The organism is Modicisalibacter ilicicola DSM 19980 (assembly GCF_900128925.1).
In the GTDB taxonomy this organism is placed as follows: Bacteria; Pseudomonadota; Gammaproteobacteria; order Pseudomonadales; family Halomonadaceae; genus Modicisalibacter; species Modicisalibacter ilicicola.
Genome location: NZ_FQUJ01000030.1, coordinates 1 through 11,746, shown reverse-complemented (window position 1 = coordinate 11,746; position 11,746 = coordinate 1). Strand labels below are relative to the sequence as shown.

Here is an 11,746-nt window from a genome sequence, read left to right as displayed (position 1 = left end):
AATGACCTATGACCAGGGCAGAGAGATGGTGAAGCATGCCGAGATCACTCAGAAGACCGGTACGGCGATCTACTTCGCTGACCCGCATAGCCCATGGCAGCGGGGCTCCAATGAGAACACCAATGGGCTGTTGCGGCAGTACCTGCCGAAGGGCACGGACCTGTCGGTCTACAGCCAGGAAGAGCTCGACGAGATCGCCGACTCACTGAACACCCGGCCGCGCAAGACACTGGACTGGCGAACGCCGTTGGAAGTTTACGCCGAGGTGCTCAAGAAATCAGTCAGTGGGCCGAGCACCCTTCAATAGCGTTGCGCTTGGAACTTGAGACCGCCAAGCCATCGCCTTCTGGGAAGACATCCTCAAGCAGGCCTCCAACACCGAAATATGGAAACAGCAATACATTGAAAAGAATGGACTAATTGACACATTCATGGGTGCAGAAGAAAGTGCCGAGTACTACCAAAAAGAAATGAAAAGATACAAAGAAAAATTCAAGGAAGTCGGAATCATAGAAGAATAATACTCTGGCGACACATAAGCCGATGTTATGTGTCGCCTTTTTATAAAAACAACCCAACCTCCCACCCTCAGTTGTGTCTGAAAAAACCACAGACCAATGTAAAACCGGAGAAAAGGTCATGGATAATAGCAAAACCGAAACCCATCACCGTCGACCTTGGTTAAACTCCACCGTGACTGTTTTCATCATACTGATGGGTATCGCTTGGGCAGCCCTAGGCTTTCTGAAATACGGATTTTGGTTCAATAATGGGCCAGGAGCCGGTTTCTTTCCAGCCGTGGCAGGCACTGGCGTAGCCATTCTTGGGACTTTCAGTTTACTTCGCTCACCACCACGTAACAGCGACACAAGCATAAAGAACCTTTGGCCAGCCATTGCCATGGCATTGACCATCATCACCATTCCTTTACTCGGCATGATTCCTTCCATGGTAATATTTATTATATTGTGGATGGCCGTCATCGAGCAGAAAAAATGGATGACGTCTCTTATTACGGGTATTGGTGCAGGAGTAGTTGTCTATCTCCTGTTTGGTCTTTGGCTTAAAGTTGCCTTTCCTCAAGGGCTTCTCCTTGAGATGACACGATAATTTAAGAGCACGCCCCATGGATATACTTCAGTCGTTGCTTGAAGGTTTCGCCACCTCTCTCACCTTTTCCAATATTATTGCTGCACTGGTCGGAGCCGGCCTAGGTATCATCATTGGCGCCATTCCAGGGCTTGGCTCGGTGACGGGCATCGCCTTGCTACTACCCTTGACATTCAAGATGGACCCCACTACCGGCATCATCATGTTGGGGGCACTATATTATGGATGCATGTATGGTGGCTCTTACAGTGCGATTCTATTGAACATTCCCGGTGACGCCCCCGCGGTCGTCACTGCCATCGACGGCTATCCACTCTCACAAAAAGGAAAGGCCAGCAAGGCGCTCTTTACTGCCAATATCTCGTCTTTCATTGGCGGAACGATTGGCATCATAATACTTACTTTCATGGGCCCGATACTTGCGAATGTCGGCTTGATGTTCGGTCCCGCAGAAGTCTCGGCACTGATACTGCTCGCACTTTGCTCAATCGGCTGGCTGCTTGGCGATGCGCCTGTTAAGGGCCTGATATCGACCTTCTTAGGTATCATGCTATCCACCGTCGGTATCGGCCTGGCCTTTGGGCAGCCACGCTTCACCTTTGATTCCATGTACTTGCTCAGTGGTATTTCTTTCATTCCGTTGGTCATCGGGATGTTTGGGTTTAGCCAAGTCATGGAAATGATGCTAAAGCGTGTAGACTCCTCCGGACTCATGGAAAAGCTAGGGTTTCGTGATGGCTTACTAAACAGGAGGGAAGTTCGTCGTATTATTCCTGTTTCATTGCGCTCCGGCATCTTGGGCAATCTAGTAGGCATACTCCCGGGTGCAGGTGCTACTACGGGATCTTTTCTAGCTTATGTTCTGGAGAAGAAAGTGGGCCGCGCAGGCGACGAACTCGGCACAGGCAGAATCGAGGGTGTAGCGGCTTCGGAAGCAGGCAACAATGCAGCGGCTGCAGGTTCCTTCGCACCGCTTCTATCCCTCGGTATTCCCGGGTCCGGCACTTCCGCCGTGCTCTTGGGGGGACTGATGATGTGGGGCTTGCAGCCCGGCCCTCTACTTTTCCAAAACAGCCCGGATTTTGTCTGGGGGCTGATCTCTTCCATGTATCTTGGTAATGTGATGGCGGTTCTTGCGGCACTGGCAATCATTCCATTTCTAGTGAAATTGTTGCGTGTTCCACATGCAATCATGATTCCTGTCATCGCCGTTGTCTGCGTAATAGGTTCTTATAGCGTCAACAATAGCATGTTCGACGTATGGCTTATGCTGGCATCCGGCACAATGGCTTATTTCATGGCGGCAGCCAATTATCCGATTGCCCCACTACTGCTGGCGTTCGTGTTGACCCCGAGGCTGGAAACGAGTTTACGACAAGCTCTCGATATTTCACGCGGCGACCCAATGATCTTTCTAACAAGCCCCATCGCAGCCACATTATTGGCGGCTACGTTGCTGTTCATTTTTTACCCGCTGGGTAAAAAGCTGGTGATTCATCTGAGAGCGAAAAGCATGCCGGCAAAATAGACTCTATTAAAATATTTATTGAGCATGCCGAGACACCCTTATGCATTGTCATAACCAAGAGGCATCGTGCTCCAAGCTGCCCTGAGAACGCAATGCGGTAACCAGTTCGCTGGCCGCGGACGAGATCGGCTCCCCTTTCCGGGTAATGATGCCGTAATAGTCCAGCGGCTCGCCAACGACCAGGGGTAGTGTCTGGTATTGGCCAGCGGCCAAGGGGCTGCGCAGTACCGAACGCGGCAGGACGGCCAGCATGTCCGATATCTTCAGTAACTGAAGTGCCGTCTGTGTCGAGGTGGTTTCAACCACGCTGGTAGGAGAGGCGATGCCCGCTTCGGCTAGCGCCGTCTCGAACACCCCGCGCATGGGGCTGGTCGACGGGTGCAAGACCCAAGGCCAGTGACTGAGCTCCTCCAGACTCGGTTCGCTATCGAGCAATGGATGGCCGCTGCGCACGACGATGCGCAGCGGCTCCTCGCGCAACGGCTCGAAATCGAACAAGTTATGCTGATCGCTACTGGTCAGGCGCCCGATAACCAGGTCCAGGCGCTTGTACTCAAGATCAATCAGCAAGCGATCGCTGGACTGTTCCTGGAAGCTGATCGCCAATCGCGGTCGGCGGTGTTTCAACTCAGCGAGGGCCGCCGGCAGGATTTCGGGCGCCGCCGCCGGTATCGCTCCTATTATCAGCTGTCCATACCCTCCCTGGCGCAGCGCATCGATCTCCTCTACCAAACGACCCGCGTCATTGAGCAAGATGCGCGCGTGGCGCACGACATGTGCGCCTAGCTCCGTCAGCACCATGGCTCGGGGTTGACGCATGAATATCTCGAATCCGAAAAACCCCTCGAGATCCTTGAGCATCTTGCTGGCGGCCGGTTGACTCAAGTGCATCTGACGCGCCGCGACGTGCATGTTGCGGCTGTCCGCAAGTGTTGTCAGCAAGACCAGATGCTTGAATCTCAACCAGCTATTTAGTTGTAACGAGGCCTCTTTCGGCATGACATCGCCCCCTGCGACCATGAGTCCATGAATGACCTTGAGCAATAACTTACAGTAATTGGCACAACAAAAAAATCGATTGGCACGTTATTGCTGTAACCACCTACGCTAGAAACCCCGGGCATGTTCCCGACGAACTCATGAACGGCAGCGTTTGCTCGCCCGAACTAGGCACTAGTCAGGTAACCAACAACGATGACGACTATCACGACTCTGAATGTTCAGGACATTCGTTTCCCTACTTCCCGTTCCCTCGATGGTTCGGATGCCATGAACGCAGCCCCCGATTATTCGGCCACCTATGTCACCCTGGCGACCGATGATGGTATCGAGGGCCACGGCCTGACCTTCACCATCGGCCGTGGCAACGAAATTTGCGTCGCCGCCGTCGAGTCGCTGAAGCCCCTGATCGAGGGTCGGAGCCTGGCCTCGATCACCGACAACATGGGCCAGTTCTGGCGCGATTTCACCACCAGCGACAGCCAGCTGCGCTGGCTCGGGCCCGACAAGGGCGTCATCCACCTAGCCACCGCGGCGATCGTCAATGCGGTCTGGGACCTGTGGGCCAAGGCCGAAGGCAAGCCGGTCTGGAAGCTGCTGGTGGACATGTCCCCGGAGCAACTCGTCAAGTGCCTCGATTTTCGTTTCGTCAGCGATGCCTTGACCCCGCAAGAGGCCATCGCCCTGCTCAAGCGCAACGAGGCGGGCAAGGCCGCACGGGAAAAGGAGATGCGTAAACACGGCTATCCCGCCTACACCACCTCGGCCGGCTGGCTCGGCTACTCCGAAGACAAGATCCGCCGTCTGGCCCGCGAGGCCCTGGCCGAGGGTTGGACCCATTTCAAGCAGAAGGTCGGTGGCAATCTCGAAGAAGACCGCCGTCGCGCGCAGATCCTGCGCGAGGAGATCGGCTGGGACAACCCACTGATGATGGATGCCAACCAGATGTGGGACGTCGACGAGGCCATCGCCAACATGCGCCAGTTGGCGGAATTCGACCCGCTGTGGATCGAGGAGCCGACCAGCCCCGACGATATCCTCGGCCACGCCGAGATTCGCGAACGCCTCCATCCGATCGGTGTCGCCACCGGAGAGCATTGCCATAACCGGGTGATGTTCAAGCAGCTCTTGCAGGCCGGGGCGATCGACTATTGTCAGCTCGACAGCGCGCGCCTGGGTGGTCTCAATGAGGTTATCGTGGTGCTGCTGCTGGCCGCCAAGTTCGATATTCCCGTATGCCCCCACGGCGGTGGCGTGGGGCTGTGCGAGTACACCCAGCATATCTCGCTGTTCGATTACATCGCGGTCTCGGCCTCCCTCGATGGCCGCATCCTCGAGTATGTCGATCATCTTCACGAGCACTTCCTCGACCCCGTGGTAATCCGCCAAGGGCGTTATCAGGTGCCCGAGGCGCCGGGATACAGTATCGCCATGCACGATGACTCCCTGGCGGATCACCGGTATCCCGACGGCAAGGCATGGCAGCTCTAGCCTTTTGGTCTTATGCCGTTGCCTCGATAAAAACATAAGAGAAAATTGATAAAAATCTGACAGACGCTGTTATGCAGCACACCAACCCAAGAAAAGCTGGAGATGACATGAAAACAAGCACAACGAAACGACTCACCACGCTGGTCGGCGGCACGCTCTTCGCGCTGACAACCTTACACGCCAACGCCGCCACACAAATGCCGCCGTTTCCAGAGGTCACCGGCGACAAGGTCGAGGCCGACGGTGAATACAAGATCAAGTTCAGCATCGGCACCACTCAATCCGGCGCTCAGTATCGTGGTCTCGAATACTTCGAGAAGATCGTCGAGGAGCGTAGTGGTGGTGATGTTCAGGTCGAGCTGTTCCACAGCGCCCAGCTGGGTGATGACCTCCAGGCGGTGAGCAACCTGCAGTCCGGCACCCTCGAGATGACCGCCCCTTCCACCTCACCGCTGGTCGGCATGTTTCCCGAATTTGCCGTCTTCGACCTGCCGTTCCTGTTTCCCACACCCGAAGTCGCCGACAACGTGCTGGATGGCGAGATCGGCCAACGCATGCTGGAGGAGGCGTCACGCCAGGGACTCGTGGCCATCGGCTGGGCCGAGAACGGCTATCGCCAATTGACCAATAGCGAAACGCCAGTCAAGGAACCCGCCGATCTGGAGGGTCTGAAGATTCGCACCATGCAGAACGATATCCACCTGGATATCTGGCGTACGCTTGGTGCCAACCCCACGCCCATGTCCTTCGCCGAGCTCTTCACAGCCCTAGAGCAGGGCGTCGTAGATGGTCAGGAAAATCCCTGGATCACCATCGAGGCTTCGAAGTTCTACGAAGTACAGGACTATGCCAGTGAAACCAACCACGTCTATACGCCCTTCATTACGCTGGTCTCCGCGCGTTTCTGGGATCGCCTGCCAGCGGAATACCAGCAGCTGCTTCGGGAGGCCGCCAAGGAGATGGGCGAATACGAGCGCAAGGTGAGCCGTACCCTGAATGACCAGATCAAGCAGGAGCTGAAAGAGTCAGGGATGAACATCACCGAACTGTCGCCTGAGCAGGTCAAGGTCTTCCAGGAGAAACTGGCACCGGTCTATGACGAATGGCGTGACGAGATCGGCGGCGAGTTGATCGACTCCATCCGTCAGGTCTCTCAATAACCGCGGCATTCGCCTGGAAGTGACGGGACGGCGCCCGCGCTGTCCCTATCTTGTTTTACCCAGAGAGTTGCTAATGAACGCTACCTCGACTTCCCATCTCTCATATACGCTGGGTCTGCTCAAACGCAGCCTCGAGATCATCGTGGGGCTGCTGGTGCTGGGCGTGGTCTTTTGCGTGGTGGCCAATGTCTTTGGCCGTTTTGTACTCAATTATTCCTATGTATGGGCTGAAGAATTATCCCGTGTACTGTTCATCTGGCTGGTGCTGCTCGGCGCCGGACTGGGCAGCCTGAATAACGAGCATGTCAGCGTCACCTTCTTCAAGAACCTGGCCCCGACACCACTACGCAAGGCGTTTGGAATACTTTCGGCGCTGGCCATCTATGTTGTCTGCATCTGTATATTAGTTGGGTTTCAAGAGCTGATGTCCGGCTACATCAGCGTGACGCCGCTGCTGAAAATCTCCAAGACCCTGCTCTACAGTGCGATGCCGGTCATGGCGGTCCTGACGCTGATTGCCAATACGATCTTTCTTTTCGAGTTGTTGAAACGGGGCCGCCCATGATTCTCTGGAGCCTGTTGCTCGGGCTGATGCTGTGCATCGTCATCGGTATGCCGATCTCCTTCGGTCTGGCGGCTATCAGCCTGTTCATCTTCATTTCTTCCGACTATTCCTTGAGTCCCATCGTCTCCGAGGCGGTCAACGGGCTCGACTCCTTTCCCCTGCTGGCGATTCCCTTGTTCATCCTGGTGGGCGAGGTGATGAGCGAAGGCGGTATCGCCAAACGCCTGGTACGTCTGGCCAGCGCCCTGGTCGGCTTCATTTCCGGCGGCCTGGGGCAAGTGGCCGTGCTGACCTCGATGTTCTTCGGCGGCATCAGCGGCTCGGCGGTGGCCGACGCCTCGGCAGTCGGCAGCATGATGATCGATCCGATGAAGCGGCATGGCTATTCCGCCTCGATGGCGACTGCCATCATCGTCGCCGCCTCGGTGGTCGGCATCATCATTCCGCCGTCGATCCCCATGATTCTTTATGGCGTGGTCACCGGCACGTCGATTTCCCAGTTGTTCCTGGCCGGCATCGTCCCCGGCATCCTGATCACCCTGGGGCTGGCCATGACCACCTATTTCCAGTCAAGGAAAACGGGCAAGGCGCAGCCCTTCGAGATCGGCGAACTCATTGCCGCACTGAAGGATTCCTTCCTGGCGCTGCTGCTGCCGGTCATCATCGTGGGAGGCATTCTCAGCGGTGTCTTCACACCCACCGAGAGTGCCGCCATAGCCCTACTCTATGCCCTGCTGGTATCGATGTTCGTGTACCGCAGCCTGCCCTTGAAGCGTTTCTTCACGCTGTGCATCGCCACCGGCAAGCTGACCGGCGTGGTGATGCTGTTGCTGGCCTTCGCCAGTGTGCTGGCCTGGCTGTTGACCGCCAACATGATTCCTCAACAGCTGGTCGCAGGCTTGTCGGCGCTGTCGGACAACAAGATCGTGATCCTCGCCATTCTGAGCGTCTTCCTGTTGGTCGTGGGTTTCTTCATGGACCTGACGCCGGCCATGGTCATCCTGGCACCACTGATGACCCCCATCGTGGTCAACCTCGGCATCGACCCGGTCTATTTCGGCGTGCTGATGTCGTTCATCCTCGGCATCGGTCTGATCACGCCGCCGGTGGGCACCGTGCTCTATGTCGGCTGCGGGGTAGGCAAGGTCAGCATGGAGCACCTGGTCAGGAGCCTGCTGCCGTTCTATTTCACGCTGCTGGCATTGCTGCTGGTCTTCCTCTTCGTGCCCGGAGTGGTGCTGTGGTTCCGTTAATTGCCGTTGACAAAGAGAGTCGCCTCATGCAGCTTGATCTGCCAGAAATCATCGACTTCCTGACCACACATCTCGGCGACGGCGGCGTCATTCGCGACCCAGCAAGTGTCGAGCGTTATACGGTGGACTGGGCCGGCAATCGTCGTGGCGACCCGCTTGTCGTGGCACGTCCACGAACCACCCATGAAGTCGCCACCATCGTCGCCTTCTGTCATCGCAACGTAATCCGCGTGGTGGCCCAGGGGGGACATACCGGCTTGGTTGGGGGCGCCTTGCCGGACACCGATCATCCGGAGTTGATGATCAGTCTCGAACGGCTCAATAGGGTGCGCAGCCTTGACCCCCTGAACCTCACCATGGCCGTCGATGCCGGCTGCATCCTGCAGCAGATCAAGGATACCGCCGAGGCTGAAGAGTGTTTCTTTCCCCTATCGCTGGGCGCCCAGGGCAGTTGCCAGATCGGTGGCAATATCTCGACCAATGCCGGCGGCCTCAATGTCCTGCGTTACGGGATGATGCGCCAACTGGTGCTGGGGCTTGAGGTGGTGCTGCCCGACGGGCGCATCTGGAACGGCATGAAGGCGCTGCATAAGGACAATAGCGGCTATGACTTGAAACAGCTGTTCATCGGCGCGGAAGGCACGTTAGGCATCGTGACTGGTGCTGTGCTCAAGCTTTCTCCTCGCCCTTCCATGTCGCGCACCGCCCTACTGGCCTTACCCAGCATTGAGGCGGCGCTGGAGCTCTACGACCAAGCACGCAGGCACTGCTGCGACTTGCTCTCCGCTTTCGAGCTGATTCCACGCGCCTGCCTGGAGCTCGCCTTCGAAGCCGCGCCGCAAACGCCCGACCCCTTCGACACGGCCTACCCCGTTTATGTCCTGCTCGACATCACGGCCAGTGGCCCGGTGGATCTCGACAGTCTGGTCGAGCAGCTTTTCGAAGCAGGCCTGAGCAGTGGCCAGGTGCTCGATGGCGTGCTGGCCGGTAGCGAATCCCAGGCCAACCAGTTATGGAAGATCCGCGAGCTCATGGTTGAAGGTCAGCAGCGCCGAGGCGAACACCTGCGCACCGACATTTCGCTGCCGATTTCCTCGATCGCCGAGTTCTTCGCTGACGCCAGTCACAGGATGGCGACCCTCTCCCCCGAGTCCACGGTGATCGCCTACGGCCATGTCGGCGATGGCAACCTGCATTTCAACGTATTGCCCCCCGCGCTGCCACTCGAGGATCAGAAGGCCCTGCTGCAGCGTCTCGAGACCGCTCTCTTCGAACTGGTCGAGCGCTTCGACGGGAGCATCAGCGCCGAACACGGCATCGGCCGTACCAAGCAGCGACCCTATTGGGCCACTCTCAGCGATACCGAGAAAGAGTTGCTGACCGGGATCAAGCATCTGTTCGATCCCCAGCAACTCATGGCCGTTGGACGCATCTTACCGGAAATCCCGGAAAACGAATGAGCGTCGGTTGGAGTGGATACGAACAGCGACTAGGCTCTGATCATGCTGCCATGAGCGACATGATCATGCGAGAGACCCTGCAAACCAAGGAGGAAATACAGTGAGCTCATTACAAGGCAACCTGCTTATTGGCCAGCGCAACGTCACCGGCAATAGCAAGACGATTCATGCCATCAATCCCGCTACCGGCGAGACGCTCGAACCAGCCTACGCCGGGGGCAGCACCGCCGAGGTGGATCAGGCCTGCCAACTGGCCTGGGAGGCCTTCGACGTTTATCGTGAAACCTCGCTCGAGGAGCGAGCGGTGTTTCTCGAGACCATCGCCTCGCAGATCGAGGCGATCGGCAACGACCTGGTCGAACGCGCCATGACCGAGACCGGCCTGCCTCAGGCGAGGATCGAAGGCGAGCGTGGCCGTACCTGCGGTCAACTGCGTCTGTTCGCGTCCGTGGTGCGTGCCGGCGAGTGGCTGGACGTGCGCGTCGACCCAGCAATGCCAGATCGTGAGCCGATGCCTCGCCCCGATCTGCGCCAGCGGCATATCGCCCTGGGCCCGGTGGCAGTATTCGGCGCCAGCAACTTCCCGCTCGCCTTCTCCGTGGCTGGAGGCGACACCGCCTCGGCGTTGGCCGCCGGCTGTCCGGTGATCGTCAAGGCCCATTCGGCCCATCCCGGCACCTCGGAACTGGTCGGTCGTGCCATCCAGGCCGCCGTCAAGCAGTGCAACCTGCCGGAAGGAGTATTCTCGCTGCTGTTCGGTTCCGGGCGCGAAATCGGGCATGCCCTGGTCGTCGATCCGCGCATCAAGGCCGCTGGGTTTACCGGCTCGCGCAGCGGGGGTCTGGCGTTGCTCAATGCCGCCCAGAATCGTCCCGAACCGATCCCCTTCTACGCCGAGATGAGCAGTATCAACCCGGTGTTCCCGATGGCTCATGCCTTGAAGGCACGTGGCAAGGAGATGGCCGAGGGCTTTGTCGCCTCACTCAACATGGGCGCCGGGCAATTCTGCACCAATCCCGGCCTGGTCATCGCCGTCAAGAGCCAAGCGCTGGATGACTTCGTGGCCGCCGCCGGGGAGACGCTCAAGCAGAGCGCGGCCCAAACCATGCTCACCCCTGGGATTCACGAGGCTTACGAGCAGGGCGTCAGCCGCCTTGCCAAGCATGACAAGGTGCGCGAGGTGGCCCGCGGTCAGACCGGCGATTCGCCCAATCAGTGCCAGTCCGGGCTGTTCGTCACTACCGCGGAGGACTTTCTCGCCGATCATGAGCTCCAGGAGGAGGTCTTTGGGGCAACGTCGCAGGTGATCGAGTGCCAGAACGAGGAGGAGGTGATACGCATCGCCGAGCACCTCGAAGGCCAGCTCACCGTGACGCTGCAAATGGACGATGACGATCTTGCCGCCGCCCAGGCGCTGCTGCCGACGCTCGAGCGCAAGGCGGGACGGATTCTGGTCAACGGCTGGCCCACCGGCGTGGAAGTCTGCCATGCCATGGTGCATGGCGGCCCCTATCCGGCGACCTCGGACAGCCGCACGACCTCGGTGGGCAGCGCGGCGATCTTCCGCTTCCTGCGCCCGGTGTGCTACCAGAACCTGCCCGACGGACTGCGCCCCGAGGCCCTCAAGGAAAGCAATCCGCTGCAACTCACGCGTCTCTACGACGGCAAGCGGGAAAGCTGAAAACGCTTGCACTTGAAGCGCGAGATTGAGGCTTGAAAGTGCAACACGGGAAGGCCGGTGCGAGTCATCTCGCACCGGCTTTTTATGGTCCATCGCACTTTGCCGTGAATGGCTGTTGGGTAGCAGGAGCCAGGTTTGTCCGGCATAGGTGGCAAGGCACATCGCTCGCTGAAGCGAGCTCCTTGTGTCTCTCGAGAGGGGGTGATTAGCTACCACCGCCTCACTGGTCTGGAGGGTAACCCGTCGAGCTCCTGATGGGCACAGACCCTGATCCGTAGATAGGCCCCTCCAGGCACCTTGATCTCAATAGTTTGAACGGTATCCAACGCCCCTCGCATCGACGAGAGAGGCTGTACGAAACAAGGCAAGACAACGAGATGGCACATATCGGCATTGACGTCAGCAAGCAGAAACTCGACTGCCTGTGGGTCCGCGACCTGGACAAGGGCAAGGTCAAGACCAAGGCTTTCCCCAACCGTCATCCGAACTACCCGGGGCT

Annotated in this window: 10 protein-coding genes; 9 read left to right on the top strand and 1 reads right to left on the bottom strand. The window is 58.0% G+C overall.

What is annotated here, in order from left to right; translation table 11 throughout:
• The 3 genes from BUA41_RS18495 to BUA41_RS18485 all read left to right on the top strand — a co-directional run.
• A partial coding sequence (locus tag BUA41_RS18495) for an IS30 family transposase (protein WP_139249159.1) occupies positions 1–307 on the top strand: 307 nt, incomplete at its 5' end.
• Positions 308–639: 332 nt separating this feature from the next.
• Positions 640–1,110, top strand: coding sequence for a tripartite tricarboxylate transporter TctB family protein (locus tag BUA41_RS18490; protein WP_072825654.1), 471 nt, complete (start codon positions 640–642; stop codon positions 1,108–1,110).
• A gap of 16 nt (positions 1,111–1,126) precedes the next feature.
• On the top strand, positions 1,127–2,638 hold the full coding sequence (locus BUA41_RS18485; RefSeq protein ID WP_072825652.1) for a tripartite tricarboxylate transporter permease: 1,512 nt from the start codon (positions 1,127–1,129) through the stop codon (positions 2,636–2,638).
• Positions 2,639–2,686: 48 nt separating this feature from the next.
• Here BUA41_RS18485 and BUA41_RS18480 read toward each other — a convergent pair whose 3' ends face one another.
• Positions 2,687–3,580 carry a LysR family transcriptional regulator gene (locus BUA41_RS18480; RefSeq protein WP_245791965.1) on the bottom strand — a complete coding sequence of 298 codons (894 nt, stop codon included), beginning with the start codon at positions 3,578–3,580 and terminating at the stop codon, positions 2,687–2,689.
• 252 nt (positions 3,581–3,832) lie between these two features.
• Between BUA41_RS18480 and BUA41_RS18475 the strand changes: the two genes are divergently transcribed.
• The 6 genes from BUA41_RS18475 (at position 3,833) to BUA41_RS18450 (ending at position 11,247) form a co-directional block, all read left to right on the top strand.
• Positions 3,833–5,128 carry an L-fuconate dehydratase gene (locus BUA41_RS18475; protein ID WP_072825651.1) on the top strand — a complete coding sequence of 432 codons (1,296 nt, stop codon included), beginning with the start codon at positions 3,833–3,835 and terminating at the stop codon, positions 5,126–5,128.
• Between the two features lie 107 nt (positions 5,129–5,235).
• Complete coding sequence (locus BUA41_RS18470; protein ID WP_072825649.1) at positions 5,236–6,288, top strand: TRAP transporter substrate-binding protein; 1,053 nt, start codon at positions 5,236–5,238, stop codon at positions 6,286–6,288.
• A 73-nt stretch (positions 6,289–6,361) separates the two neighbouring features.
• Positions 6,362–6,853, top strand: a complete 492-nt coding sequence (locus tag BUA41_RS18465; protein ID WP_072825648.1) for a TRAP transporter small permease — start codon at positions 6,362–6,364, stop codon at positions 6,851–6,853.
• The gene (locus tag BUA41_RS18460; protein ID WP_139249183.1) at positions 6,850–8,106 is read left to right on the top strand and encodes a TRAP transporter large permease; all 1,257 of its coding nucleotides are present in this window, start codon (positions 6,850–6,852) and stop codon (positions 8,104–8,106) included. The genes BUA41_RS18465 and BUA41_RS18460 overlap by 4 nt, the downstream gene beginning before the upstream one ends.
• A 26-nt stretch (positions 8,107–8,132) precedes the next feature.
• Positions 8,133–9,566 (top strand): FAD-binding oxidoreductase, encoded by a 1,434-nt coding sequence (locus tag BUA41_RS18455; RefSeq protein ID WP_072825647.1) that lies wholly within the window; start codon positions 8,133–8,135, stop codon positions 9,564–9,566.
• A gap of 100 nt (positions 9,567–9,666) precedes the next feature.
• Positions 9,667–11,247: an aldehyde dehydrogenase (NADP(+)) gene (locus tag BUA41_RS18450; protein ID WP_072825646.1), complete on the top strand. Its 1,581-nt coding sequence runs from the start codon at positions 9,667–9,669 to the stop codon at positions 11,245–11,247.
• Positions 11,248–11,746 lie beyond the last annotated feature (499 nt).

Coding starts and splice junctions, on each gene's coding strand:
- BUA41_RS18490 (WP_072825654.1), top strand. CDS start 640: ATGGATAATAGCAAAACCGAAACCCATCACCGTCGACCTTGGTTAAAC.
- BUA41_RS18485 (WP_072825652.1), top strand. CDS start 1,127: ATGGATATACTTCAGTCGTTGCTTGAAGGTTTCGCCACCTCTCTCACC.
- BUA41_RS18475 (WP_072825651.1), top strand. CDS start 3,833: ATGACGACTATCACGACTCTGAATGTTCAGGACATTCGTTTCCCTACT.
- BUA41_RS18470 (WP_072825649.1), top strand. CDS start 5,236: ATGAAAACAAGCACAACGAAACGACTCACCACGCTGGTCGGCGGCACG.
- BUA41_RS18465 (WP_072825648.1), top strand. CDS start 6,362: ATGAACGCTACCTCGACTTCCCATCTCTCATATACGCTGGGTCTGCTC.
- BUA41_RS18460 (WP_139249183.1), top strand. CDS start 6,850: ATGATTCTCTGGAGCCTGTTGCTCGGGCTGATGCTGTGCATCGTCATC.
- BUA41_RS18455 (WP_072825647.1), top strand. CDS start 8,133: ATGCAGCTTGATCTGCCAGAAATCATCGACTTCCTGACCACACATCTC.